Genomic DNA, 26160 nt, shown 5'->3' on the forward strand with positions numbered 1-26160 from the left:
CCGACGACGAGGGGGCGGGCCACCACCGGTCCGCCCCCTCGTCGTCGTGCCGCACGCCCGGCCGCGGTACCCGTCGGCGCCACCCCGCCGGGGCCCGGACAGACGGCGGCGCCGCCGACCGCGGTGCTGGTCGGCGGCGCCGGGACGGTGTGGCGTCAGCCCTTCTTCTCGCTGCTCCCGGCCAGTGTGCCCAGGTAGAGTTCGATCACCTTCGGGTCGTTCAGCAGCTCGGAGCCGCCCGCGGTGTAGGCGGCCCGGCCCTGGTCGAGGACGTAGCCGCGGTCGCAGATCTGCAGGCACCGGCGGGCGTTCTGCTCGACCATGATGACCGAGACCCCGGCGGCGTTGATCCGCTTGCAGCGCACGAACACCTCGTCCTGCAGCATCGGTGACAGGCCGGCCGACGGCTCGTCGAGCAAGAGCACCGAGGGCTCCATCATCAGGGCCCGGCCCATCGCGACCATCTGGCGCTCGCCGCCCGAGAGCGACCCTGCCTTGGTCTTCCGGCGCTGGCCGAGCATCGGGAACAGGTCGGCGACCTCGTCGAACCGCTTCGCGAACGACCGGGGACGCAGGAACACCCCCATCTGCATGTTCTCCTCGATCGAGAGCGAGGGGAACACGTTGTCCCGCTGCGGCACGTAACCGACGCCCTTGGTGACCAGGACGTGCGCCTTCGCGCCGGTGATGTCGGCGTCGCGCAACCGGACGGTCCCGGTCCGGACCGGGATGAGGCCGAACATCGCCTTGAGCAGCGTCGACTTGCCGGCGCCGTTCGGACCGATGATCCCGACGATCTCGCCGTCGCGCAGGAAGAAGTCGCTCCCGGTGAGGATGTCGACACCCGGCACGTACCCGGCGACGAGCGAGTCGATCCGCAACAGGGCACCCTCGGCGAGCCGGTTGTGCACCTCGGGGGTCGCGGCCTGTTCCGGGGTCATGACGGGTGTGGCGTCGCTGTGCTCGCTCATGTGCGCTTCCCCTCCGCGCCGCCCGCCTCGGGCGGTGGACCGTCCAGCCCGCCCTCGGCCTCGACGGCCTCCATCTCGGCCACGATCTCGGCGGTCTCGCCGACCGGGTTGCCCTCGGCGTCGAACTCCAGGACCTGGTCGTGGTGCGAGCCGAGGTAGGCGTCGACGACGGCCTGGTTCGACGACAGCGCCGAGGGCGGCCCCTCCGCGATCACCTGCCCCTGGGCCATGACGACCACCCAGTCGCTGATGTCACGGATGACGTCCATGTCGTGCTCGACGAACACCACGCTCATGCCCTCGTCGCGCAGCGACTTCACGTGGCCGAGCAGGCTCTGGGTGAGCGCCGGGTTCACCCCGGCCATGGGCTCGTCGAGCATGACGACCTTGGGCTTCATCATCAGCGCCCGGGCCATCTCCAGCAGCTTGCGCTGCCCACCGGAGAGCGACCCGGCGAGGTCCTCGGACTTGGTGTCGAGCTTGAAGCGGGCCAGCAGCTCCCGGGCCTGCTCGGTGATCTGACGCTCCTGCGCTCCCCAGCCGGTGAACAGGGCACCGAGGAAGCTCTCACCGCGCTGACCGGTGGCACCGAGCTTCATGTTCTCCATGACCGTCATGCCGGCGAGGGCCTTGGTCAGCTGGAAGGTCCGGACCACGCCGCGGCGGGCGACCCGGTGCGGCGGCAGCTTGTCCAGCGGGGTCCCGTCGTACACCCAGGAGCCGGTGTCGGCCCGGTCGAAGCCGGTGAGCAGGTTGAACAGGGTCGTCTTGCCCGCCCCGTTCGGCCCGATCAGGCCGGTGATGGCGCCGCGCTGGAACTCCAGGTGCGCAACGTCGACGGCGGTGAGACCGCCGAAGGTGCGGGTCACACCGTCCACGGTGAGTACCGGGTCCGGCTTGGCGACGCCCGGTTCCGGGGCGACGCCCGCGAGGGCGTGGCCCGGATCGGGGACGCCCGCCGGTACGACCGGGATCACGGCCGTCTCGTCGGCGCCACCGCCGCGGGCGGCCCCGGTGTCGTCGGCGGTGTGGTCGGTGTGGTCTGTGTGGTCGTCGGGGTGGTCGTGGGTGCGGTCAGCGGCCATCGCCGAGCACCTCCCTCCGGCGTCCGAAGATGCCCTGTGGTCGGAACACCATCATGAGCCCCAGGAAGACGCCGACGAGCACGAAGCGGATCGCACCGACGTCCTGGGACGAGATGAAGGGCAGCAGCGGGTTCTCACCGGCGGTGGCCTGGCGCAGGAACGCGTCCGACACCGACAGCAGGAACCAGAACAGCATCGCGCCGACCACCGGGCCGAAGACCCGCCCGGCGCCACCCAGGATCAGCGCGGCGTAGGCGAAGAAGGTCTGCGGCGGCGAGTAGAAGTCCGGCGTCAGCGACTGGGTCGCCAGGGCGAACACGATGCCGCCGAGGGCGCCGAACACGCCGCCGAGCGCGAGCGCCTGCATCTTGTAGGCGAACACGTTCTTGCCGAGGGCGCGGGCGGCGTCCTCGTCCTCCCGGATGGCCTTGAGCACGCGGCCCCACGGGCTGCGCACGAGCAGCCAGGTGAGCAGCACGCACAGCCCGACCACGGTCCAGCCGACGAGGATCGACCACAGGTCGGGCCCGCGCACGGTGAGCCCGAGGATGGTGTAGGTCGGCTGGGTGAACGGGTTGGCGGCGGCGAACGCGTCACCGAAGCCGGTGAGGCCCTGGGTGCCGCCGGTGAAACCGGTCTGCGACGTCGACCGGGTGACCAGGCGCAGGATCTCCGACGCCGCGATCGTGACGATCGCCAGGTAGTCGGCACGTAGCCGCAGGGTCGGGATGCCCAGGATCAGTGCCAGCGCGACACCGCAGGCCATGCCGATCAGGACACCGAGCCAGAGCGGGGCCCCGTAGTTCGCCACCGAGATGCCCATGCCGTAGGCACCGACCAGCGCGAAGCCGATCTGGCCGAAGTTGAGCAGGCCGGTGTACCCGAAGTGGATGTTGAGGCCGAGTGCGAGCAGCGCGAAGAAGATGGCCGACGGGCCGATGAGCTGCGAGAACCCGACGGTGAGGAGCTGTCCGAAGTCGATCATGATGTCCCCCTCAGCCGATCCGGGCCTTGGACCCGAGCAGGCCCTGCGGTCGGAACACCAGGATCACGATCAGCACCGCCAGACCGCCGAGGTACTTGAGGTCCAGCGGCAGCACGAGCGTGGAGAGCTGCACCAGGATGCCGACGATCAGGCAGCCGAGCAGCGCACCGTAGGCGGTGCCCAGGCCCCCGAGGATGACCCCGGCGAACATCAGCAGCAGCAACCGGAAACCCATCTCGTACTGCACGGTGCTGGAGAGCTCGGAGAGCGCGAACAGCACACCGCCGAGGGTGGCCAGTGCCCCGCCGAGCATCCAGACGAACAGGATCACCCGGTCGACGTTGATGCCGGAGGACGCGGCCAGGTCCCGGTTGTCGGAGACGGCCCGCATCGCCTTGCCGATGCGGGTCTTCTGCAGCAGCAGCGCGACCGCGACCAGCACCACGACCGACACGATGATCGCCGACAGGTCCTTGTCGGTGAGCGCGATCGGCCCGTAGTTGCGGACCGTCTGGGCGGTGTAGTCGGCGAACGACTCGGACCGCCCACCGAAGATGATCAGGACCAGGTAGCGCAGCGCGATGCTCAGACCGATCGAGACGACGAGCTGCGCGATCAACCCGGCGCCCCGGCGTCTGAGCCGTCGCCATATGCCGAGTTCGTTGGCCGCACCGAGGAGTGCGCCCACGAGCATGGCGACGATGGTCGCCGGGATCAGCTGGACCCCGCCGCCCACATTGATGAACCAGGCGACGACGGCACCGATGGTGACCATCTCGCCGTGCGCGAAGTTGGTCAACCCGGTGGTGCCGAAGATCAGCGAGAGGCCGACCGCGGCGATGCCGATGACCAGGCCGAACCGGATACCGTCGACGAGCAGGCGCAGAAAGGTGGCGAAGCCACCGCCTGCGTTGCCCGCGACCTCCTCGCCGAACCGGAAGACCACGGTGTTCAGCGCGCCGTCGCTGACCTCGCGGGTGGTCTCGCCCTGCAGCACCTCGGTGCCCTCGGGGAGCGTGGTCTCGTCGAGCCGGAACGTGTAGCTCCCGGCGGTGGGGACGGTCAGCTCCCAGCGGCCGGTCGCGTCGGAGACGGCCTCGGCGGCCGGGGCGCCGTCGAGCTCGGCCAGGATCGTGACGTTCGGCAGCGGCTCACCGTCCTGGTCGCGCAGCGTGCCGCTGACGTCGATGCCGTCGGTCTGCTGGGCGGGGGAATCCGTGCCCTGGGAGGCGGTCTGCGGGGCCGTCGTGGGGGTCGCGGCCGCGGCGAGCGCGGTGCCGGACAGCGCGAGCCCGCCGATGAGCACGACGAGCAGGCCGATGAGCCAGCGTGCGGTGGCCGGGGCCGATGGGCGTCGCGGGCCGGCGCCTGCGCGGACGGCCCCGGCGCTGTCGGCGCGCTCGCGGCGCGGAGTACGGGGTGGTGACAACGTTCGTCCGTCCTCGTGGGTCGTCGTGCCGGCACCCGGGTGGGTGATCGGGCGAACGTAGCCGAGGAGAGGACTGGTACGAACGTCTCGAACCAGGCCGTAGCCGAGACGTAACCCGTGTCCAGCTGTTTGCGACGATCAGGACACGCGGGGTCGTGTGTCGCGGTGCAGGCAGGTGAGCCGAGCGGTGCAGACGCGGCGGCCGTCGTCGTCGACGAGCACGATCTCCGACGTGGAGGTGGATCGTCCGACGTGGAGCGGCCGGGCCGTCCCGGTGACGTGGCCGGAGGTGGCCGAGCGGTGGTGGGTGCAGGCCAGCTCCAGGCCGACCGGGAACCGCTCGGGCAGCGCGTGCAGCGCGGAGAGGGTGGAGCCGAGGGTCTCGGCGAGCACGCCGTTCGCGCCGCCGTGCAGGAGTCCGAACGGCTGCAGGTTGCCCGCGACCGGCATCCGGCCGACGACCTCGTCGAGACTCATGGAGACGATCTCGATCCCCATCCGCTCGTTCAGCTGGCCACCGGCGTGTTCCGGCGGGATCGGGGGGAGCTGGGCGGGATCGATCGGCACCAGGGCACCCTAAGCCTCGGCCGGCCTGCCCGGACGAGCGGTTCCGGACACATCACGGCGTGCGCACTTGCCGTGGCCGCACCGGTCGGCGATCTTGACCGTGCCCGCCGCGGCACCGGAACAGGAACGGGAGAGTGCATGGTCGACGACGTCAGGCCCACCGCGACCGAGGCATGGTCGATGCTGCTCGAGGGGAACCTGCGCTGGCAGCGTGACGAACGCAAGGAACCGCGCCGGTCCGCCGAGGAGCGGGCCGCGGTGCTCGCCGAGCAGAAGCCGGCCGCCATGATCCTGTCCTGCTCGGACTCGCGGGTGCCGGCCGAGCTGGTGTTCGATCTCGGACTGGGCGACCTGTTCGTCGTCCGGACGGCGGGCCAGGTCGTCGACGACGCGGTCCTGGGGACCCTCGCGTTCGGCGCCGGCGCGCTCGGCATCCCGCTGCTGGTGGTGCTCGGCCACTCGCAGTGCGGCGCGGTGAAGGCAGCGGTCGAGGTCGCCGGGGGAGCGCCGGCGCCCGCGCCGGCCACCCTGGGTGCGCTGGTGCAGGACATCGTGCCGGTGTGCGCCGGCGCAGCGGCCGGCGACGAGGGCATCGCGGCGGCGGTCGACGCCAACGTCCGCCGGGTGGTGGCCCAGCTCACCGCGGACCCGTCGCTGTCCGGGGCGGTGTGCAACAACCGGCTGATGATCGTCGGCGCCCGTTACGACCTGCCGACCGGAGCGGTGCTGGAGGTCTGAGCCCGACCGGGCCTGCGGGTCACGAAGATCGCCGTGCCGGGGAACAGCTCGCCGCGCAGCGGCGACCACTGTCCCCAGATCCGGTCGTGCCCCTCCGGCCACTCCGGCTCGACCAGGTCCTCGAGCACCAGCCCGGCGGCGACCACGTCGCGGATCCGGTCGCCGAGCGTCCGGTGGTGCTCGACGTAGGTGGCCCGGCCGGTCGCGTCGACCTCCAGGTACGGCGTGCGGTCGAAGTAGGACTGGGTGACGGTCAGGCCGTCCGGTCCGGGATCGTCCGGGAAGGCCCAGCGCATCGGGTGGTTCACCGCGAACACCCAGCGTCCGCCGGGCCGCAGCACCCGGTGCACCTCGCGCATCACCCGCGCCGGGTCGGCCACGAACGGGATCGCCCCGAACGCCGAGCACGCCAGGTCGAACGTGCCGTCGGCGAACGGCAGGTGCTCGGCGCCGGCCTGCACCAGCGGGACGTGCGTGCCGAGCTCCCGGTTAAGCCGGGCGGCGTGCCGGAGCATGCCTGCGGAGACGTCCAGGGCCACCGGGTGCGCGCCCTGGGCGGCGAGCCACCGGCTGCACGGCGCCGAACCGGCGCCGACCTCGAGCACCCGTGCTCCCGGCAGCGCCTCCGCCGGGGCGAGGAGCCGGGCGTCGGCCTCGTGCAGGCCCTCCGGGCACCAGACGAACTCGGCCTCACCGATGTCGGTCCCGTGCTCGGCGAGGTAGTCGTCGGCGTCGGCGTCCCACCACCGCCGTCCCGCCCGCTCGGACTCGGCGCTGCCGACCCGGCGGCGGGCCAGTCCGGTGGTGCCGAGCGCGGACTCGGCGGTGCTGTGGTCGTCTCGGGTGCTCATGACCACCCGATCGTCGCAGAAGTCACCGGTCGCGGGCCCGCACGCCCCGCTCACCCGTTCACCGGACCCGCATTGCCCGAGTGATTCCGGTCCGCGTAGCATGTTCTGCGCACTGTGGTCAACGTGGCGGACGACCGTCGACAGCGGGCTCGCCGACTCGACCGTTCCACCGCACACGGTCCCGGCCACGGAATCGACGCCAGAGGGTGACAGTTAGAACGTCACAGCTACACACACCAGAAGCGGGGGCTGCTGCAGCAGCGTCCGCGCCGAGACCGCCAGAGAAATCCATCGGAGCACCCCACTACATGTCCACCGACACCACCGCCGCCCCGACCACGCCGCAGGTCGCTATCAACGACATCGGGTCGGAGGAGGACTTCCTCGCCGCCATCGACCAGACGATCAAGTACTTCAACGATGGCGACATCGTCGAGGGCACCATCGTCAAGGTCGACCGTGACGAGGTCCTGCTCGACATCGGCTACAAGACCGAGGGCGTCATCCCCTCGCGGGAGCTGTCGATCAAGCACGACGTCGACCCCGCAGAGGTGGTCGAGGTCGGCGAGTTCGTCGAGGCCCTTGTTCTCCAGAAGGAGGACAAGGAGGGCCGCCTGATCCTGTCCAAGAAGCGCGCGCAGTACGAGCGCGCCTGGGGCACGATCGAGGCCCTCAAGGAGGCCGACGAGCCGGTCGAGGGCACCGTCATCGAGGTCGTCAAGGGCGGCCTCATCCTCGACATCGGGCTCCGGGGCTTCCTGCCGGCGTCGCTGGTGGAGATGCGCCGGGTGCGCGACCTCCAGCCCTACGTCGGCCGCAAGATCGAGGCCAAGATCATCGAGCTGGACAAGAACCGCAACAACGTGGTCCTGTCCCGCCGCGCCTGGCTGGAGCAGACCCAGTCCGAGGTCCGCAGCGAGTTCCTCAACCAGCTGCAGCGCGGCCAGGTCCGCAAGGGCGTCGTCTCGTCGGTGGTCAACTTCGGTGCGTTCGTCGACCTGGGCGGTGTCGACGGCCTGGTGCACGTCTCCGAGCTGTCCTGGAAGCACATCGACCACCCGAGCGAGGTCGTCGAGGTCGGCCAGGAGGTCACCGTCGAGGTCCTCGACGTGGACCTGGACCGCGAGCGTGTCTCCCTGTCGCTGAAGGCGACCCAGGAGGACCCGTGGCGGCTCTACGCCCGGACCCACGCGATCGGCCAGATCGTGCCGGGCAAGGTCACCAAGCTGGTGCCGTTCGGCGCGTTCGTCCGCGTCGAGGAGGGCATCGAGGGCCTGGTGCACATCTCCGAGCTGGCCGAGCGCCACGTGGAGATCCCGGAGCAGGTCGTCCAGGTCGGCGACGACGCGATGGTCAAGGTCATCGACATCGACCTCGACCGGCGCCGCATCTCGCTGTCGCTGAAGCAGGCCAACGAGGGCATGACGGTCGACACCGAGTTCGACCCGACCCGCTACGGCATGGCCGCCGAGTACGACGACCAGGGGAACTACATCTACCCCGAGGGCTTCGACGTCGAGACCGGTGACTGGAAGGAAGGCTTCGACGAGGCGCGCGCCGCCTGGGAGAAGCAGTACGCCGAGGCGCACACCCGCTACGAGCAGCACATCGCGCAGCTCCGCAAGGCCGCCGAGGCCGAGGCGGCGGGTGGCGACGACGTGGCTCCGGCGAACTACTCGTCGGGCGGTGACACCGAGGAGCGCTCGTCCGGCCAGGCCGAGAGCAGCAGCGGTGGTTCGCTCGCGAGCGACGAGCAGCTCGCCGCGCTGCGGGAGAAGCTCTCCGGCGGAGCCTGATCCGGCGCGGTCCGGCCCCGCTCCGGGCCGGACCACGATCCGCACCGAGCCCCGGCGACCCGCGTGGTCGCCGGGGCTCGGCGCGTCTGCGGCAGGGTCTCCCGGGTGGTGCACGAGTGGGTGAACAGGTCACGACGGCCCGGTTCCGTTGCGCGGCGTGTCGTTCGATACGCGCCGAGGGCAGGTCACGTTTCGGCACCGGTCCATGACTCTCCGGGTGCGTCCGCGGAGTCGATCTCGGTATGCGGCCTAGATTGTGCGCATGGCCGGCTGCTCCGTCCGCCGGACGCGATCCGGCACGTCCCCGTTCACGCCCGCGAGCCGCTCGCGGCGCGGCCAGGCCGCTCTGCTCGCCGGCGCGGCCCTGCTCACCGGCGTCCTCAGCGGTTGCGGAATCGCCTCCGGGGATTCCGGGATCGCCGTCCCGACGTTCGCCGCGGAGCAGAGCACGGCTGCCGGTGCCGACGGGCCGCCCCCGATCGCGTTGCCCACCGACTGCGCGCGGCTGATGGACCCGGAGCAGGCCGGGGCGCTGTTCGGGCAGGTGCTCGGCTCGGTGTCGGTCCAGACGGTGCGTGGGGTGCCCGAGCCCTCGGTGAACCGCACCGAGCGGACCGCCTGCACCTACCGGGCCGGCGGGCAGGCCTTCGACGGCCCCGGGAACCGCGGCCCGGTGCTCTACCAGCTCAACATCGGCCGCTACGGCGACGCCGCATCGGCGACCCGGCAGTGGCAGCTCAACACCAACGCCGAACGGTCGAACGCGATCGCCTCCCGCGACGTCACCGTCGGCAGCGTCCCCGGGGTGCTGATCGAACGACCGGACGAGTCGACGCTGGCGCTCGTCTACGGCGTCGACACGCTCACCTTCGTGCTCCCGGTCGCGGCTCCGGGGCAGAACCGTCCGGCCTCCGAGACCCTGCCCGACCTAGCGCAGCGGATCATCCCCGCACTCACCCCGACCCAGCCGCCCGCGGCCGCACCGACGCCCCCCGCGGCGACCCCCGCGGCGACGCCGGAGCCCGCGGCACCGGCACCGCAGGCGGGCCGGGCGCCCGCCGGGGGCCCGACCGGCACCACCTGATTACGGTGGGCCCGTGCTGCGGACAGGGCTGACCGGAGGTATCGGAGCGGGCAAGTCGACGGTCGCCCGGCGACTCGTCGAACGCGGGGCGGTGCTGGTCGACTCCGACCTGCTGGCCCGCGAGGTGGTCGCCGCCGGGACCAACGGGCTCGCCGCGATCGTGGCGGAGTTCGGCGACGGGGTGCTCCGCCCGGACGGGGAGCTGGACCGGCCCGCGCTGGCCTCGATCGTGTTCGGCGACGCCGACGCCCGCCGCGCCCTCGACGGGATCGTGCACCCGCTGGTGCGCGCCCGCTCCGAGGAGCTGGTCGCCGCCGCGCCGCCGGAGGCGATCGTCGTGCAGGACGTCCCGCTGCTCGTCGAGAGTGCGATGGAGACGGCGTTCCCGCTGGTCGTGGTGGTCGGGGTGGACGCCGAGGAACGGATCAGGCGGCTGGTGTCGGCCCGCGGGATGTCCGAGGACGACGCCCGCGCCCGGATCGCCGCGCAGGCGACCGACGAGCGCCGGCGAGCCGCCGCGGACGTCTGGCTGGACAACTCCGGCCCGGAGGAGGACACCCGCCGCCGGGTGGACGCGCTGTGGGACGGGCGGCTCGTCGGGTTCGAGGAGAACCTGCGTCTGCGTCGCCCGGTGCCGGACGGGCCGCCCCAGCTGGTCGATCCCGACCCGGACTGGCCCCGGCAGGCCCGCCGGCTCGCCGGGCGGATCGAGCGCGCCGTGGGGGAGCGCGGCCGCGGCGTGGAGCACGTGGGAGCCACGGCCGTGCCGGGCCTGCCCGCGCGCGACGTGCTCGACCTGCAGCTCGCGGTGGAGTCCCGGTCGGACGCCGCCGACCTCGGTGACCGGCTCGCCGGGGCCGGGTTCCCGGAGGACCCGGGTGCCGTCCCGGACGGGGCGGGAACGCTGCGGCTGCACCGGTCCGCGGACCCGGGGCGGCCGGCCGTCGTCGTCGTGCGGGTGCACGGATCCCCGGCCTGGCGGCACGCGCTGGGCACCCGGGACCGGCTGCGGGCCGACCCGCGTGCCCGCGACGGCTACACCGAGCGCCGGCGCGCCGCCGCTGCGCTGTACGGGTCGGATCCGGACTCCCGTCGCTACACCGCGCACACGTCCGCCTGGCGCGCTGACCCGGACGAGTGGCCTTCCTGACCAGGTTCACACGGTTCGTGACGGGTGCGTGAAGAGCCACCCGTTTCTGTAACGGCGTCCGCTCGTTGGTCGATTCAGGCGGGCAAGGAGCATCGGCGCTCGGTGTCCCGCCGAGGCAGGGGCGGGATTTCCGCCGATCGCGCCGGTCCGCCGGTGCGATCGCGCGAACCCGGGTTGCGGCGACGAGAGGGCGCGGGGTTGACCACGGTGGTGCATCGATACGGGGCGGACGGCGGAGGAGCCGGGCCCGGTCGCGCCCCGGACCTCCCCAGTCCGGCGCAGCACGAGCCGGCCCGGCCGGGTGCCGGGACCGAGCACATCGACCACGACGCCTGGACCGGTGGCGCCGAAGAACCCCCGCCGATCAGCGGCGCGATGGTGCAGCAGCACCGCACGCTGCCGCACGGGGAGCTGCGCGCGGGCTTCGGCGCCCACCTGGAGACCCACTACCCGCGGCTGGTGGCCCAGCTGTACGCGATCACGCTGAACCCGCAGGAGGCACACGACGCCGTCCAGGACGCGTACTCCCGCGCCTGGCGCCGCTGGTCGGCCCTGTCCGATCGCGGGGCGGCCGGGTACGGCGAGCACGAGGACCCGGCCGTCGGCTGGATCCGGCGGGTCGCCATCCGGACCTCGATGCGCGGGCGGTTCCTGCGCCTGCGCCGACGCCGCCGACCGGCCGCGGAGGAGACCGACCCGCGGACCGGGGCGCTGTTGGAGGCACTGGGCAGGCTCGCCCCGGCGGACCGCCGGGCCGTGGTGCTGCACCACATGGCGGGCCTGTCGGTGGCCGCGGTCGCCGAGCTGGAGGCGGCCGACGAGTGGGAGATCGGCCGGCGGCTCGCCAGGGGACGCGAGGTCGTCACCGAGGGGATGGCCGAGGTGCTGGAGGAGATCGTCGGGGCGCCCGCACCGTACGTGGCCCGCCCCGCGTACGGCGGTCACCGCGGGTACGGCCCGCACGCCGCCGAGGGGGGACGGGGATGAACGGCTACGAGGACATCGACCACGAGTTCCACCGGCTCGACGACGTGCTGGCGGCGGCGGTGCCGCTGCCCGCCGTCGACGACGTGATCGCCCGCGCCACCGGGGCGCGGCGGGCGACCTCGGCCGCCGCGGCAGCGGTGCTGACCGTCGGCTCGCTGGGCGGGCTCACCGCGGTCGCGACGGCAGCGGCGCCGGAGGGCAGCTTCGTCGGCTCGCCGTTCGCCATCGCCTCGCCCGGGAGCACGGCACCGGCGCCGGAGCGGATCGTCACCGGTGAGCAGCCCGGTGGCGCGCCCGCCGGTGATGCGGTCCCGCCCGCGTTCGACCCGGGCACCGCCGCGACCGGAGGCGTCCCGGGCGTCCCCGCACCGGGTGCACAGCCCCCGGGCGGACCCGCGCCGGTCGCCCCGGCGCCGCAGCCGGGCGGCGGGGCAGCGCCGCCGCCGGGCGGTGGCGTGAACCCGCCACCCGGTGGCGGGGTGGCCCCACCGCCGTCGTCGACCCGGCCGTCGGTCACGCCACCGCGGCCGACCGGCCCGCCGCCCACGACCAGGCCGCCGGAAGGATCGCCGGACCCGACCACGCCGCGGCCGACCGACCCGCCGGAGACCTCCGCACCGGAGGAGACCGACACGCCGGACCCGACGACCCCGCCCACCTCGAGCTCGAACGACGAGGGCTCGCCGGACCCGTCGACGTCGAACTCGGCGGCGCCCACCAGTGGCTCGGAGAGCCCGTCGCCGACCGGACCCTCGGGCTCGTCCACCAGCGCGGTGGGGCAGGGCCCGGCCCAGCACCCGGCGCTCTGAGCCGTGCTCAGCCCGCCAGGTCGGCGGGCGGCGCGGGTTCGGTCCGCGGCCCGAGCACGATCCCGTGCCCGGCCAGCCACGCCTCGTGGTCGTGGCCGTTGCGGGCCAGCTCGGCGAGCACGGTGTGCGAGCGTTCCAGCGCGTACTCCGCGGTCGCCCGGTCGAGCAGACCGGCCGCGACCGCGGCGACGAACTCGTCGACGTCGAGCAGCTCGGTACCACGGCCCCGGCGCACCACCAGGTCCAGGTACAGGTCGGTCATCCGGAGCAGTCCGCCGTCCCGGGTGATCCGGGCGATGTCGATGTAGATGTCCTGGTCACGCTCGTGCCCGGGGCGCCACCGCCAGTCCGACAGGCAGACCCCGAGGTCGGGGATCAGCCAGGACTCGATCCACCAGGCGTTCGGCCGGGCGACGACCGGGCGGGACAGGTAGAGCCCCCAGGCCTCCTCGCGGAGCGTCTGGATGTCGCGGCGGGTGCCCTTGGTGTCGTACTGGACGCGGTCGCCGACATCGACGATCTGGGTCTTGGGCGGATGCACGGGAGGCATCCTGCCGGTGCCCGGCCGGGCTGTCAGGGGCGTGCGGCGGGAAACTGTCGGGGGACGCTCGTACCCTTGAGGGCATGGCATTCGCGACGGAGGTCCCGGGCAGCGCGGCGGACCCGCACGGAGACCCCGAGAGGGCGACCGGGCTGCCGCTCGCGCACTCCGAGCACCGGCCGGTCGGTGACATCGAGCGGAAGGCCGGGCGGTTCCGCGTCGTCAGCGACCTGCAGCCGGCCGGTGACCAGCCGGCCGCGATCGCCGAGCTGGACCGCAGGCTGCGGGCGGGCGAGCAGGATGTCGTGCTGCTGGGTGCCACCGGCACCGGCAAGTCGGCCACCACCGCCTGGCTGATCGAGAAGCAGCAGCGGCCGACGCTGGTGATGGCACCGAACAAGACCCTCGCGGCGCAGCTGGCGAACGAGCTGCGCGAGATGCTCCCGCACAACGCGGTCGAGTACTTCGTGTCGTACTACGACTACTACCAGCCCGAGGCCTACATCGCGCAGACCGACACCTACATCGAGAAGGACAGCTCGATCAACGACGATGTCGAACGGCTCCGCCACTCGGCGACGATGAACCTGCTGTCCCGGCGCGATGTCGTCGTCGTCGCGTCGGTGTCGTGCATCTACGGCCTGGGCACGCCGCAGTCGTACCTGGACCGGTCGGTGTCGCTGAAGGCGGGCGACGAGATCGAGCGCGACCGGTTGCTCCGGCTGCTCGTCGATGTGCAGTACACGCGCAACGACATGTCCTTCACCCGCGGCACGTTCCGGGTCCGCGGGGACACCGTGGAGATCATCCCGGCGTACGAGGAGCTGGCGCTGCGGATCGAGTTCTTCGGCGACGAGATCGAGGCGCTCTACCATCTGAACCCGCTCACCGGTGACACCATCGAGCAGGTCGAGGAGATCAGGATCTTCCCGGCCACGCACTACGTCGCCGGACCGGACCGGATGGAGCGGGCCGTCCGCGACATCGAGGCCGAGCTGGAGCAGCGGCTCGCGACCCTGGAGAACCAGGGCAAACTGCTGGAGGCCCAGCGGCTGCGGATGCGCACCCAGTACGACGTCGAGATGATCCGCCAGGTCGGCTTCTGCTCCGGCATCGAGAACTACTCCCGGCACATCGACGGGCGCGGCGCGGGCACCGCCCCGGCCACGCTCATCGACTACTTCCCGGACGACTTCCTCCTCGTCATCGACGAGTCACACGTGACGGTGCCCCAGATCGGAGGCATGTACGAGGGCGACATGTCCCGCAAGCGCAACCTCGTCGAGTACGGGTTCCGGCTCCCGTCCGCGGTCGACAACCGGCCGCTGACCTGGGAGGAGTTCGCGGACCGGATCGGTCAGACGGTGTACCTGTCGGCCACCCCGGGCCCCTACGAGCTGAACCGGACCGGCGGTGAGTTCGTCGAGCAGGTGATCCGACCGACCGGGCTGGTCGATCCGGAGGTCGTCGTGAAGCCCACCAAGGGCCAGATCGACGACCTGGTCGCCGAGATCCGGGACCGTACCGAGCGCGACGAGCGGGTGCTGGTCACCACGCTCACGAAGAAGATGGCGGAGGACCTCACCGACTACCTCCTGGAACTGGGGATCAAGGTCCGCTACCTGCACTCCGAGGTCGACACGCTGCGCCGGGTCGAACTGCTCCGCCAGCTCCGTTCCGGCGAGTACGACGTGCTGGTGGGCATCAACCTGCTCCGCGAGGGCCTCGACCTGCCCGAGGTGTCGTTGGTGGCGATCCTCGACGCCGACAAGGAGGGCTTCCTGCGCTCCGGGACGTCGCTGATCCAGACAATCGGCCGGGCCGCCCGGAACGTGTCCGGCCAGGTGCACATGTACGCCGACACGATCACGGACTCCATGCGCTACGCGATCGACGAGACCGACCGCCGCCGGGCCAAGCAGATCGCCTACAACACCGAGCGCGGGATCGACCCGCAGCCGCTGCGCAAGCGGATCGCCGACATCCTCGACCAGGTCTACCGGGAGGCCGAGGACACCGAGGCGGTCCCGGTCGGCGGGTCCGGCCGGAACGCCTCGCGGGGCAAGCGGGCCGCCGGCGAGGCAGGGCGGTCCGGCGCCGCGGCGCACAGCTCCGGGGTGGTCGCCGGCAAGGACACGGCCGGGATGCCGCGTGCCGAGCTCGCCGACCTGATCCAGCAGATGAACGACCAGATGCTCGCCGCCGCCCGGGACCTGCAGTTCGAGCTCGCCGCCCGGCTCCGTGACGAGATCGCCGACCTGAAGAAGGAGCTCCGCGGCATGGACGCGGCCGGGGTGCAGTAGTCCGCGGCCGGCGGCGGGGCGGCGCCCGGGTTGTGCGGCCGGGTCCGCGCGGGTCGCGACGGGTGCCCCGCTACCGTGGACCACCGTTCCCGCACACCCGGCCGCCCGGCACGCTCCCCGCGTCGCCCGGACCCGGCCCGCCGCGCAGCGGAGGAGCCCGCGTGACCGTCACCCGCACCACGCCCGACCCGGACGTCCCGCCCGGGGCGGGCCCCGACGGGCAGCTCGGCGTCGTGTCGTGGCTGCGCAGCGCGGCGACCGCGTGGGTGACCCTGCTGCTGACCGTGCCGCTGCTGGCCGCGTCGCTGTACTGGTCCTGGATCCGGCTCCGGAACTACGCGCTCGACCTGGACATCTACCGGATCGGGGTGCAGGTCTGGCTGGCCGGCGGGGACATGTACGGCGAGCTCCCACCGCCGCTGCACGGCCCGGTGCTGCCCTTCATCTACCCGGTGTTCGCGGCGATCGCGATGATCCCGCTGGCGGTCGTCCCCTACGCGGTCGCCTTCACGACGCAGTTCGTGGTGTCGGTCGCCTCGTTGGCGGTCTGCATCGCCCTGGCGATCCGGGTCGCCTGGCCGGCCGGGGGCTGGCGGGGCGGGGTGGTGCTGGGCGTCCCGGTGCTGGCCGCGGCGCTGCTGACCGAACCGGTGGCGCAGACGTTCGCGTTCGGTCAGATCAACCTCGTTCTGATGCTGCTCGTCCTCGTCGACTGCCTGGCCCCGCGCACGCTGTGGCCGCGCGGGATGCTGCTCGGCCTCGCCGCGGCGATCAAGCTGACACCGGCCGGGTTCGTACTGTTCCTGCTGGTCCGCCGGGACTGGAAGGCGTGCGCGGTCGCCGTCGTCACCGGGGTCGTCGCGACGCTGATCGGCTTCGTGGTGGACCCGGCCTCGTCCTACCGGTACTGGTTCGTCAGCGGTCCCGCGTCCGGGGTCAGCGGATCGACGTTCTTCTCCAACGAGACCGTGCAGGCCGTGCTGGCCCGCCAGGAGGTTCCCGAGCCCTGGTTCACGGTGCTCTGGCTGGCCGTCGTCGCGGTGCTGCTGGCGCTGGCCGTCCCGGTGATCCGGCGCTCGGAGCCGGTGCTCGCGCTGGCCGCGACGGCGGCGGTCGTGCTCATGGCGACGCCGACCGCCTGGTCGCACCACTGGGTCTGGGTGGTCCCCGGCCTGATCGCGATCGGCGCGCACGCCGTCCGGCACCGCTCGGTGGCCTGGGCCGCGATCGGCGCCGTGATCGCCGCGATCTTCTACATCGCGCCGTTCCGCTGGATGCCGAACGTGTGGGGTGTCGAGATGAAGTGGAGCCTGTGGGAGCAGGTGCTCGGGGCGAGCTACGTCATCCCCGCGGCGATCGCGCTCGGGCTGGGTTGCTGGTACGTCACCCGCGGGCCCGGTCGTCCGGGCGGCCCGCAGGCCCCCGAGCCGGAGCGGTTGCGCGTCGGCGGGTGACCCGCCGGCCCGACCGGAACCGGCCCGCCCGGCCGGCTATGGCGCGCGCCACACGGCGGACCTAACCTGGGCCCGGTGGAGGTGCACCCTGCCGGCGACGCCCGGGACCAGGCGAGCATCTGCGCGGTCCGGCCGGGCACCGACCTGGGCCGGCACGCCCGGATGCTCTCCCGCCTGCACGAGGCGGCGCTGTCCGGTGACAAGGCGCCCGGTCGCGCCCGCAGCCTGGTCGCGCGTTCCTGGGACCGGGTCCGCGCGCAGGGTGTGGACCCCGACGCGGGTGATCCGCCCGGCCCGCTCGATGCGGGCACCGTCGAGCGACGGCGCTCGGAGTCCCCGCTGGTCCCGGTTCTCCCCGCGCTGCGCTCCGCCCTCACCTCGGTCGCCGAGGACGCCCGGCACGTCATGGTCGTCACCGACGCCGACGGGGTCCTGCTCTGGCGGGAGGGTTCCACCGCGGTGCGCCGCCGCGCCGACACGCTCGGTTTCACCGAGGGCGCCGACTGGTCGGAGACCTCGGTCGGCACGAACGCCATCGGCACCGCACTTGCCGAGGGCGGCCCGGTACAGATCTTCTCCGCCGAGCACTTCGTCCGCAGCCACCACGGCTGGACCTGCACCGCGGCCCCGGTGCACGACCCGCGCAGCGGTGAACTGCTCGGCGTCGTCGACGTCTCCGGGCCGGCCGAGACCATCCATCCGACCACGGTCGCGCTGGTCGACACCGCCGTGCGGCTCGCCGAAGCGGGATTGTGGCACCGGCACGAGGCCCGGCTCGACGCACTACGCACCATCGGTGCGCCGATGCTGGCACGGACCTGCGGGCCGGGGCTGGTCGTCGACGACCACGGCTGGGTGGCCGCCGCGACCGGGCTGCCCGCGGTGGAACGGGTCGCCGTCCCGGCCGCGGACCGGTTGCTCGCGGTGCACGGGCTCGGGCCGTGCCTGCCCGAACCGGTGCCCGGCGGCTGGCTGCTGCGCCCCGCGGGGGCGGCCGGGGCGCAGCGGATGCGGCTGAGCCTGGAGCTGGACGGGCGCCCGCCGAACGCCGTCGTCGAGGGCACCGGCCGCTGGGTGCACGCGCTGTCGACCCGGCACGCGGAGGTCCTGGTGCTGCTCGCGTCGGCGGGCGCGGGCGGGCTGGACGCCGCGGCGCTGTCGGAGGGGCTCTACGGGGACCGGGCCCACCTGGTCACGGTCCGGGCGGAGATGTCGCGGTTGCGCCGCCGCCTCGGCGGGATCCTGCTGGCCCGGCCGTACCGGGTCGCTCCCGAGGTCGAGCTGGACCTCGCCGGGCTGGCGCACAGCCGCCTCGTCCGGGAATCGACCGCCCCGGGAGTCGCCGCCCTGGCCCGGGACTGAGCGGGAGCACCACCGCCCCGCGCGCCCCGCCCCGAGCACCGCCGGCTCGCCGAGATGCAGCTCAGCGGGCCACAGAGATCGAGTTCTCCCGCTGCGCTGCATCTCGGCGCGTCGGGCGGCTCGCCTCTCAGCTGGTGATGTCCTTGCGGCTGAAGTGCCAGGCGGCCGCGCCCATGAACACCGTCGCGTAGCAGATCGCGGAGAACGCGCCGTAGGTCATGTCGGCCCAGTCGGCGTCGTTCGCGAGCAACGCCGACCAGGCGTCGCCGTAGTGGGTCGGCAGGAAGTTCCGGATGATGCCGAGGTCCTCGATCTGGTCGATGATCTGCGACACGATCGACGCCATCACGGCTCCACCGACGGCGCCCAGCGGGGCGTCCGTGCTCACCGACAGCAGCAGCGCCAGCCCGGCGACCCAGCTGAGCTGGACCACCAGGAAGAGCGCGCCGAGCATGACCCGCCCGACCGCTGTCCAGAACGGCAGCGACTCGCCGAGCGGGGACACCAGGTCCCCGGTGCCGTAGGCGACGGCGCCGACCACCAGTGACGCCACCGGCAGCAGCAGCAGCGCCGCCACCGACAGCAGCCCCGCGACGATCGCCTTCTGCCGCAGCAACCGGGCCCGGGGGACCGGCACGGCGAGCAGATAGCGCAGCGACGACCAGGACGCCTCCGCTGCCACGGTGTCGCCGAAGAACAGCGCGACCAGGACGACGAGCAGGAAGCTCGCCGAGGCGAACAGGGTGAACACGGCGAAGTTGGCGGCGCTGCCCGACGCCAGGTCGACCAGGTTCGGCCCGGAGGCCCGGCCGTCGTCACCACCGCCGAGGGAGAACGCGGCCAGCAGGATCAGCGGCATCGCCAGGACCAGCGCGAACACCACCTGGGTTCGCCGCCGCCCCAGCTGGCGGGCCAGCTCGGTGCGCAGCGGCAGCGTCCGGCCGGGAACGGCGGGCGGGGCGGCACCGCCCGCGACCAGGTCGCCGACGTGTCCGCGGCGGGTGGAGAGCTGACGCTCGTCGCTCGCCGTACGGTCCGTCACCGCATGCCTCCGCTCACGTCCCGGCCCTCGGGCCCCACCAGGTCGAGGAACGCGTCCTCCAGACGTCCGCGCGGTCCGGCCGCGCTCACCGCCACCCCCGCGGTGACCAGCGCCGTCACCACCTCGGCACGGCCCACGTCGTCCAGCTGGGCGTGCACGACACCCGGCTGCTCACCCGGGACGACGTCGCTGACGCCCTCGATCCCGGACAGCACCTCGACCGCCCGCCCGGCCGGCTCCACGGTGAACGCCGATCCGCCACCGGCCGCGGTGAGCTCGGCGACCGTGCCGGCGGCGACGACCGTGCCCCGGTGCATGACGACCACGTCGGTGCAGGTCTGCTCGACCTCGCTGAGCAGGTGGCTGGACACCAGCACGGTCCGCCCGCCGGAGGCGTAGCGGCGCAGCAGTTCACGCATCGCGTGGATCTGGGGCGGGTCGAGGCCGTTGGTGGGTTCGTCGAGGATCAGCAGCTCCGGCAGCCCGAGCATGGCCTGCGCGATCGCCAGCCGCTGCCGCATTCCCTGCGAGTAGGTGCCGACCTTGCGGTGCACGGAGTCGCCGAGCCCGGCGATCTCGAGGGTCTCCGCCATCCGGGCCTGCTCGACGGGGCGGCCGGTGGCCTCCCAGTACAGTCGCAGGTTCTCCGCGCCGGACAGGTGCGGCAGGAAACCGGGCCCCTCCACGAACGCGCCGATCCGCGACAGCACCGCGGCCCCGGGCCGGATCGGGCTGCCGAACGCCCGCATCTGCCCGGACGTGGGTGCGATCAGCCCCATCAGCATCCGCAGCACGGTGGTCTTGCCGGCACCGTTCGGGCCGAGCAGGCCGAGCACCGCGCCGCGCGGGACGGTGAACGACACGTCGGACACCGCCCGGAAGCCGTTGCGATAGGTCTTGGCGAGCCCGTCGACCTCCAGCGGCGGGGCGTCGGCGTCGTCCGGACCGCCGGCCTCCGGATCGGCGCGGGCGGCCCGGCGCCGGGCCAGCAGCCACAGCACGAACGCACCGGTGAGCACCGCGGCGGACGCGAGTACCGGCCACAGCGGGACGGTCCCGGTGCTCTCGGTGCGGCCGGGCACCTCCGGGACGGCCAGTACCGGGTCACCGGCGAGAGCGACCTGCCAGACCGCCGGGTCGGTGCCGGAGGCGAATCCCCGGTCGGTCGTCGACAGTTGGACCATCAGCCTGCTGCCCGACGGGACGGGGGCGACGACACCGGGCAGCGTCACCGTCGTCCCGACCGGGGTGCCGTCGGCGGGGACGGCGACCCGGATCGGGGCGACCGCATTGCCGAGCAGGGTGCTGCGACCGTCCGGGGAGACCGCGGTGATCGAACCGAACAGCACCGCGGTCTCGGGCGCCGGCTGGCCGGGGACCCGGGAGACCTCGACGGTGACGCGCGCGGAACCGGAGGGCTGCATCGGCTCGGCGACCGGCTCGGAGACGAACCGGGCGGACTGCCCGGGCGCGGCGAGCCCGGACAGCGAGCCCAGCGAGCCCAGCGTCGATCCGAGACCGGGCAGCGATGTGGTCGTGGCCGGGTTGCCACCGGGCGGGTGCACGACGAGCTGCCGGTCCCCGGACAGCGGCACCGCAGTGGTGGGGGTCTCGCCACCGGTGAGACCCGGGTACGCGTCGGCGAGGACGGTGCGACCGGTGGGCGTGTCGCCACGGGTCCGGACGTTGCTGCGCACCTGGTAGGCGAACGGTGCCTCGGCCAGCGCCCCGGACGTGGCGTCGGCGGCCGGCAGCCCGCGCAGGTGCTGGTCGAACCAGTCCCCGATCCGGCTGCGGACCTGTGCGTCCGCGGCGCCGCCGTCGTGGCCCCCGGCGAACCACAGCACCGACACCGAGGTGCCGGCCGCGGCGATCTCACGGGCGTTGGCGTCGGCCTGGTCGAGACCGAACAGGGTGTCCTGCTCGCCCTGCACGAGCAGCGTCGGCGCGGTGATCCGGTCGGTGACGGACGCGGGCGAGGCCCGGTCCATCAGCGCCGCCAGTTCCGGCGAGAGCCGGCCGGTCCGGGCCGCCTCCGAGTAGGCGGCGCACAGCTGTGGTGCGAAGCGGCCGCAGGTCAGCTGAACACCGGGAGCGGGGACGGCCGGCGCGTCGCCCGTGGCGGCCGGCGCGCTCGCACCGGGGCCGGCCACCGCGGCGCCGTCCGGCCCGGCGCCGCCGGCTGCGTCTGCCGTGTCCGGCTCCGCGCCGCCCGGGCTTCCCGCGCCGGGACCGGCACCGTCCGGCCCCGCCCCGTCGGCGCCGCCGCCGAACGAACCGGCGCCGCTGCCGCCCCCGTCGCCCGGCCCGGCACCCCCGCCGGTGACCCGGCCACCGGAGCCGAAGAAGACCCCGGCCCAACCGCTCTTGAAGACCCCGTCCGGTGCCGCCGCGGCGGCGGCCGGAGTTGCGGGTAGCCCGCTGCCGGCGGGGGCGGCGTTGTTCGGGAACAGCGACTGGCCCAGGTCGTTCCAGGTGATCGCCGGTGCGATCGCGTCGACGCGGTCGTCGTGACCGGCGAGCAGCAGCGCGAGACCACCGCCGTAGGAGCCGCCGGTCACGCCCACCCGTGGATCGCCCTCGCCGTCGCGCTGCACCTCGGGGCGCTCGGCGAGCCGGTCGATCAGCCGGGAGGCGTCGGCGACCTCCCGGTCCGGATCGTTCAGGCCGATGAACCCGCCCGACGCGCCGAACCCGCGGGCGGTCCACGTCTGCACGACGTAACCGCGTTCGGCGAGCTCCCGGGCGTCGTCGTGCACGCTGTCCTTGCTGCCACCGAACCCGTGCGCGACCAGCAGTGCCGGCGCGGGCGCCGCCGCGGAGGCCGAGGCCGGCACGTACAGGGAGGTGTCGATCTCCACTGTCCCGGGCTCGCCCGGGCCCACGGGCACCTCCACCCGCTCCTCGGTCACGGCGATGCTCCCGCCGTCGTCACCGGTGGCCGCGGCAGCGACCGGTGCGGCTGACACCAGCAGGCCCGCGACGAGCAGGGTGATCAGCGAGCCGGGGGAGGCCCGGCGGAGGAGGGGGCGCACGTGCACCTCACCGAAACTACGCAGACCGCGACGGGCGTGCCGTCCCGCCCCCGCGGTGCGGGTGCCGACCCAGGGGTGCACGGAACCGGCGAACCGGACGGACGGGGACACCCGACGGCCACTGCACGGTGCCCTCGATCACCCCGTCTCGCGACGCAATCCGCCGAGGAGGAGACTCGACCCCGAGCAGCACGGAGGCACTCCGTTCGCGCGGCGTCGTCGTCCCGTCCCGGTGCCGCCGGCAGCGCCGTCGTGGCGTGAGGAGACCTCGGGCTGCTCGGTGCGGCCCGGTCCTGGAGGAACTACGTGAACGTCCCCCTGTGGGTATGGCTGGTCACGATCGCCGGCTTCGTCCTGGTGATCGGGTTCGACCTGTTCGTGAACGACCACAAGCCGCACGTGGTGACCCTCGGCGAGGTCACCCGCTGGGTGGTCCTCTACGTCGCGCTGGCCGTCGCGTTCGGCGTCGGCGTGTGGCTGGTGGCCGGCGGTGGGTACGCCGGGGAGTTCTTCGCCGGGTACCTGACCGAGTACTCGCTCTCGGTCGACAACCTGTTCGTCTTCCTGATCATCATGTCGGCCTTCAGGGTGCCGGTGATCCACCAGCACCGCGTGCTGCTGGTCGGGATCGTAATCGCGCTGGCCATGCGGAGCGTCTTCATCGCGGCCGGCGCCGCCGTGATCGACCGCTTCAGCTGGGTCTTCTACCTGTTCGCCGGGTTCCTGGTCTACACGGCCTTCTCACTGGTCAGACGGGCAGCCGGCGGGGACGACGAGGAGTGGCAGGAGGGCCGGGTGCTGCGGCTGGTGCGCCGGGCCTTCCCGGTCACCGAGGACTACCACGGCGCCCGGACCACCGTGCGGATCGACGGGAAGCGCTGGCTGACCCCGATGCTGGTCGTGATGATCGCGATCGGCGTCACCGACATCATGTTCGCGCTGGACTCGATCCCGGCGATCTTCGGCCTGACCCAGGAGCCGTACCTGGTGTTCACCGCGAACGCGTTCGCGCTGATGGGGCTGCGTCAGCTGTACTTCATGCTGGGCGGCCTGCTGAACAGGCTGGTCTTCCTGTCCTACGGGCTGGCCGTGCTGCTCGGCTTCATCGGCGTCAAGCTCGCGCTGCACGCGTTGCACGAGAACGAGCTGCCGTTCCTGAACGGCGGTGAGCCGCTGCCGGTTCCCGACATCGGGACCGGCCTGTCGCTGATCGTCATCGTCGGCGTGCTGGTGGTCACCACGGTCGCGAGCCTGGTCGCGGTCCGGATCCGGCCGGAGCTGGCCGAGCGGAGCGGCCCGATCACGGCGCCGCCGCTGGCCCGCACGAAGGAGGAGGCAGCGCGGTTGGTCGCCGAGGACGAGAAGGCCGACCACCACGTGGCCGCGCCGCGGACGCGACCGGGCGGCTGACGCGCCGGTCGCCGCCGCACCGGCCGACCGGGCCGGGGCCGGTCGGGGGACCCCAGGACCTCCGGCCGCCGAGGCGATGCCGTCCCGGCGCCGTGCCCATGGTGCTCGCGCCCCGTCGGCGCGGTGGCCCCTCGGGGGAAGGACGGCCGGTCAGGTGTCGCCGAGCCCGGCCCAGAACGCGGTGAGGACGCCTGCGGCCCACCGCGGGTCCTCGGCCATCCACCAGTGCCCCAGGTCCGCCGACACCACTGCCGCTCCGGCGCGCGCGGCCGCGGCCCGGCGCTGCTCGTCGGTGCCGACGTTGCGGTCCGCGGCCGCCAGCACCGCGAGTCCCGGGCGGCGCGCGGCCCGCTCCAGGTCGCGGCCGAGGTCGGCCATCGTCGGCTGCACCGCCGACCGGTAGAGCGACAGGACGGCGGTCGCCATGTCCGCGGTCATGCCGGCGGCCAGCTCGGCCGACACCGAGGCCGGGACGCCGATCCCCTCGAGCATCGCCTTCCGCTCCGGCGGCGGCGGCGAGAACTGGGACCGGACGAACTCCTCGCCGGCCCCGGGTGCCTGCCAGCGTTCGGCGAGCGGATGCCAGGTGTAGTCCGGAGCGAAGATCCCGATGGTGTCGGTGGCCCAGCTGCGCAGCAGCTCCGGTCTCCGCATCGCGACCGCGACGACGTGGTTGCCGCCCCAGTCGTGCCCCACCAGGTCGACCGGCCGGGCGAACCGCTCCAGCTCGGCCTCCAGCCAGGACCGGTAACCGGGCACGGTGGCCTCGAAGTCCGGTGGCAGCGGCGCGCCGAAACCGGGCGGGGAGAGCCGCACCACGTCCTCCCGGCCGAGGACGTCGAGCAACGGGTTCCACACGGCGGCGGTCTCGGGGTTGCCGTGCACGAGTACGACGGTCATCGGCCTCCTGCCTCCGGTTCGTCCCCGGGCGACGAGGCGGCGAGGCCTCTCCGGTCGTCCGCGACGGCGGGGCCCGGGTCCGTCACTGCGCTCAGGTAGAACCGTGCGCGGTCGATGCGTCCGTCGCGGGTCGTCATGATGACCGGCCCGCACAGCACCACCGCTCCGCCGTCCGGCCCGGTGCCGGTCATGTCCCACTCCGACCAGAGCTCCGGCCCGGCGGTGGCCCGCCGCAGCACTCGGGCCCGCAGGTCCGGGAGGCGGGCCAGGATCGCGGTCCAGTTGGCGTGCACCCGGTCGGATCCGACGAAGCCCTCTGCCGGGCGGTGCGGTGTCTCGGCGCGGTAGTCCTCGGTGAAGCAGGCGGCGATCCGCCGCGGGTCGTGCGCGTTGATCGCGACCGCGAGACTCTCGATCGGGTCGCTGTCGTTCGGGTCGGGCACTGTCACGGCGTGGGTGCCTCCTCGGTCGGGGCCCGGCTCCCGGCGCTGTGCGCGGGTGCCGTCCGAGCGAGGAGAATCCATGCCGCAGCGGCACGCTCAAGTCGACGACGACGAGTGTGGCGCGGCTCATACCGGGCGCGGTCCGCCGAGCCCCGGCGCGGTCGGGCTCCCCGGCGTGATCGAGTTCTGCGCGGGCGCACCCGGTTCCCAGGGGCACCGCGGCGACGGGTGTGCGGTCACCGCCCGTTCTCCAGGTGGTGCAGGGCGACGTCGTCGACCCGGCCGCCGTCCAGCGTCAGCGTCATCCAGGTGTGGGTCGGCATCCGCCGCCGGTCGGTGGGGGAGCCGGGGTTGAGCAACCGCAACCCGCCCGCGGTGGAGTCCCACGGGATGTGCGAATGCCCGAACACGAGCAGGTCGGTGTCCGGGTGCGCGCGCAGCGCCCGCCGTTCGCGGCCCTGCCGGGCGCCGGTCTCGTGGGTGACGGCGACCCGCACCCCGTCGATCACCACGCGGGCCGTCTCGGACAGCCGGGCGCGGAGTTCGGCGCCGTCGTTGTTCCCCCAGCACGCCACCAGCCGGGAGGCACGCTCGGTCAACCGGTCGAGCAGTTCGGGCACACACCAGTCGCCCGCGTGCACGACGACGTCGGCGGCGTCCACCGCCGACCAGACCGGCCCGGGCAGGTCCTTCGCCCGGGCCGGGAGGTGTGTGTCGGAGATCAGCAGCAGCGAGCTCAGTTGACGCCCACCAGGTCGACGACGAAGACCAGCGTCTCGTGGGGCGCGATGACGCCACCCGCGCCGCGCTCCCCGTAGCCCAGGTGCGGCGGGATGACGAGCCGGCGGCGGCCGCCGACCTTCATCCCGGTGACGCCGGTGTCCCAGCCGGAGATGACCTGACCGGCGCCCAGGCCGAAGCGCAGCGGCTGGCCGCGGTCGTAGGAGTTGTCGAACTCCCGGCCGGTGGACTGGGCGACGCCGACGTAGTGCACGGCGACGGTGTCACCGGGCTTGGCCTCGGTGCCGTCGCCGACACCGAGGTCCTCGGCGACCAGGTCGGTGGGCAGCGGGCCGTCGACGATCTCGACGGCGGGCTTCTGCGGTGCGGTCACGGGGCGCTCCCTGTGCGGCGGTTCCGACGTCGGTCGGCTGTCGCGGGCGACCATGCCAGAGCCGGGGCGTCGGGTGCGCAGGGGGACACCGTGACGCGTTGTGC

General features: G+C 73.4%; 23 protein-coding genes. 10 read left to right on the top strand and 13 right to left on the bottom strand.

Annotated elements, in window-relative coordinates; all coding sequences use genetic code 11:
* Positions 1 to 155: 155 nt before the first annotated feature.
* From AB0J24_RS21445 to AB0J24_RS21465, 5 genes are all read right to left on the bottom strand, one after another.
* On the bottom strand, positions 156 to 971 hold the full coding sequence (locus AB0J24_RS21445) for an ABC transporter ATP-binding protein (protein ID WP_358683984.1): 816 nt from the start codon (positions 969 to 971) through the stop codon (positions 156 to 158).
* Positions 968 to 2056 (bottom strand): ABC transporter ATP-binding protein, encoded by a 1089-nt coding sequence (locus tag AB0J24_RS21450; RefSeq protein WP_358683986.1) that lies wholly within the window; start codon positions 2054 to 2056, stop codon positions 968 to 970. Before AB0J24_RS21450 ends, AB0J24_RS21445 begins: the two co-directional genes overlap by 4 nt.
* Complete coding sequence (locus tag AB0J24_RS21455) at positions 2046 to 3041, bottom strand: branched-chain amino acid ABC transporter permease (protein ID WP_358683988.1); 996 nt, start codon at positions 3039 to 3041, stop codon at positions 2046 to 2048. Before AB0J24_RS21455 ends, AB0J24_RS21450 begins: the two co-directional genes overlap by 11 nt.
* A gap of 10 nt (positions 3042 to 3051) precedes the next feature.
* Positions 3052 to 4470 carry a branched-chain amino acid ABC transporter permease gene (locus tag AB0J24_RS21460; RefSeq protein WP_358683990.1) on the bottom strand — a complete coding sequence of 473 codons (1419 nt, stop codon included), beginning with the start codon at positions 4468 to 4470 and terminating at the stop codon, positions 3052 to 3054.
* Positions 4471 to 4608: 138 nt separating this feature from the next.
* Entirely contained in the window at positions 4609 to 5037 is a 429-nt protein-coding gene (locus AB0J24_RS21465) for a hotdog fold thioesterase (RefSeq protein ID WP_358683992.1), read from the bottom strand.
* Between the two features lie 138 nt (positions 5038 to 5175).
* Between AB0J24_RS21465 and AB0J24_RS21470 the strand changes: the two genes are divergently transcribed.
* Positions 5176 to 5775, top strand: a complete 600-nt coding sequence (locus AB0J24_RS21470) for a carbonic anhydrase (RefSeq protein ID WP_358683994.1) — start codon at positions 5176 to 5178, stop codon at positions 5773 to 5775.
* On the opposite strand, the gene AB0J24_RS21475 is transcribed toward AB0J24_RS21470, so the two are convergent.
* Positions 5739 to 6626, bottom strand: coding sequence for a class I SAM-dependent methyltransferase (locus AB0J24_RS21475; RefSeq protein ID WP_358683996.1), 888 nt, complete (start codon positions 6624 to 6626; stop codon positions 5739 to 5741). The genes AB0J24_RS21470 and AB0J24_RS21475 overlap by 37 nt on opposite strands.
* 308 nt (positions 6627 to 6934) lie before the next feature.
* Between AB0J24_RS21475 and rpsA the strand changes: the two genes are divergently transcribed.
* The 5 genes from rpsA to AB0J24_RS21500 all read left to right on the top strand — a co-directional run bounded on the left by rpsA (position 6935) and on the right by AB0J24_RS21500 (position 12452).
* On the top strand, positions 6935 to 8422 hold the full coding sequence (gene rpsA, locus AB0J24_RS21480) for a 30S ribosomal protein S1 (protein ID WP_358683998.1): 1488 nt from the start codon (positions 6935 to 6937) through the stop codon (positions 8420 to 8422).
* A 262-nt stretch (positions 8423 to 8684) separates the two neighbouring features.
* The gene (locus AB0J24_RS21485) at positions 8685 to 9506 is read left to right on the top strand and encodes a hypothetical protein (protein ID WP_358684000.1); all 822 of its coding nucleotides are present in this window, start codon (positions 8685 to 8687) and stop codon (positions 9504 to 9506) included.
* Between the two features lie 13 nt (positions 9507 to 9519).
* On the top strand, positions 9520 to 10656 hold the full coding sequence (gene coaE, locus AB0J24_RS21490) for a dephospho-CoA kinase (protein WP_358684002.1): 1137 nt from the start codon (positions 9520 to 9522) through the stop codon (positions 10654 to 10656).
* Positions 10657 to 10863: 207 nt separating this feature from the next.
* Positions 10864 to 11643 (top strand): hypothetical protein, encoded by a 780-nt coding sequence (locus AB0J24_RS21495; protein ID WP_358684004.1) that lies wholly within the window; start codon positions 10864 to 10866, stop codon positions 11641 to 11643.
* Positions 11640 to 12452: a hypothetical protein gene (locus tag AB0J24_RS21500; RefSeq protein ID WP_358684006.1), complete on the top strand. Its 813-nt coding sequence runs from the start codon at positions 11640 to 11642 to the stop codon at positions 12450 to 12452. The genes AB0J24_RS21495 and AB0J24_RS21500 overlap by 4 nt, the downstream gene beginning before the upstream one ends.
* A 7-nt stretch (positions 12453 to 12459) precedes the next feature.
* Here AB0J24_RS21500 and AB0J24_RS21505 read toward each other — a convergent pair whose 3' ends face one another.
* Complete coding sequence (locus AB0J24_RS21505; protein WP_358684008.1) at positions 12460 to 12993, bottom strand: DUF402 domain-containing protein; 534 nt, start codon at positions 12991 to 12993, stop codon at positions 12460 to 12462.
* Positions 12994 to 13076: 83 nt separating this feature from the next.
* Here AB0J24_RS21505 and uvrB point away from each other — a divergent pair, with 83 nt between their 5' ends.
* The 3 genes from uvrB to AB0J24_RS21520 all read left to right on the top strand — a co-directional run bounded on the left by uvrB (position 13077) and on the right by AB0J24_RS21520 (position 18112).
* On the top strand, positions 13077 to 15296 hold the full coding sequence (gene uvrB / locus AB0J24_RS21510; RefSeq protein WP_358684010.1) for an excinuclease ABC subunit UvrB: 2220 nt from the start codon (positions 13077 to 13079) through the stop codon (positions 15294 to 15296).
* A gap of 161 nt (positions 15297 to 15457) precedes the next feature.
* Complete coding sequence (locus tag AB0J24_RS21515; RefSeq protein ID WP_358684012.1) at positions 15458 to 16750, top strand: glycosyltransferase family 87 protein; 1293 nt, start codon at positions 15458 to 15460, stop codon at positions 16748 to 16750.
* 75 nt (positions 16751 to 16825) lie between these two features.
* Positions 16826 to 18112 carry a GAF domain-containing protein gene (locus tag AB0J24_RS21520; protein WP_358684014.1) on the top strand — a complete coding sequence of 429 codons (1287 nt, stop codon included), beginning with the start codon at positions 16826 to 16828 and terminating at the stop codon, positions 18110 to 18112.
* Positions 18113 to 18239: 127 nt separating this feature from the next.
* Here AB0J24_RS21520 and AB0J24_RS21525 read toward each other — a convergent pair whose 3' ends face one another.
* Positions 18240 to 19154, bottom strand: a complete 915-nt coding sequence (locus tag AB0J24_RS21525; protein WP_358684016.1) for an ABC transporter permease — start codon at positions 19152 to 19154, stop codon at positions 18240 to 18242.
* Positions 19151 to 22189: an alpha/beta fold hydrolase gene (locus tag AB0J24_RS21530; protein ID WP_358684018.1), complete on the bottom strand. Its 3039-nt coding sequence runs from the start codon at positions 22187 to 22189 to the stop codon at positions 19151 to 19153. Before AB0J24_RS21530 ends, AB0J24_RS21525 begins: the two co-directional genes overlap by 4 nt.
* A 306-nt stretch (positions 22190 to 22495) precedes the next feature.
* Here AB0J24_RS21530 and AB0J24_RS21535 point away from each other — a divergent pair, with 306 nt between their 5' ends.
* Positions 22496 to 23599, top strand: a complete 1104-nt coding sequence (locus tag AB0J24_RS21535) for a TerC family protein (protein ID WP_358684020.1) — start codon at positions 22496 to 22498, stop codon at positions 23597 to 23599.
* Positions 23600 to 23749: 150 nt separating this feature from the next.
* On the opposite strand, the gene AB0J24_RS21540 is transcribed toward AB0J24_RS21535, so the two are convergent.
* The 4 genes from AB0J24_RS21540 to AB0J24_RS21555 all read right to left on the bottom strand — a co-directional run bounded on the left by AB0J24_RS21540 (position 23750) and on the right by AB0J24_RS21555 (position 26056).
* Positions 23750 to 24499, bottom strand: coding sequence for an alpha/beta fold hydrolase (locus AB0J24_RS21540; RefSeq protein ID WP_358684022.1), 750 nt, complete (start codon positions 24497 to 24499; stop codon positions 23750 to 23752).
* The gene (locus tag AB0J24_RS21545; RefSeq protein ID WP_358684024.1) at positions 24496 to 24948 is read right to left on the bottom strand and encodes a nuclear transport factor 2 family protein; all 453 of its coding nucleotides are present in this window, start codon (positions 24946 to 24948) and stop codon (positions 24496 to 24498) included. Before AB0J24_RS21545 ends, AB0J24_RS21540 begins: the two co-directional genes overlap by 4 nt.
* Positions 24949 to 25178: 230 nt before the next feature.
* Positions 25179 to 25682, bottom strand: coding sequence for a metallophosphoesterase (locus tag AB0J24_RS21550; protein ID WP_358684115.1), 504 nt, complete (start codon positions 25680 to 25682; stop codon positions 25179 to 25181).
* Positions 25679 to 26056 carry an FKBP-type peptidyl-prolyl cis-trans isomerase gene (locus AB0J24_RS21555; protein WP_358684026.1) on the bottom strand — a complete coding sequence of 126 codons (378 nt, stop codon included), beginning with the start codon at positions 26054 to 26056 and terminating at the stop codon, positions 25679 to 25681. Before AB0J24_RS21555 ends, AB0J24_RS21550 begins: the two co-directional genes overlap by 4 nt.
* Positions 26057 to 26160: the final 104 nt, after the last annotated feature.

Origin of the sequence: Pseudonocardia sp. NPDC049635 (assembly GCF_040659795.1) — a bacterium.
Taxonomy (GTDB): Bacteria; Actinomycetota; Actinomycetes; order Mycobacteriales; family Pseudonocardiaceae; genus Pseudonocardia.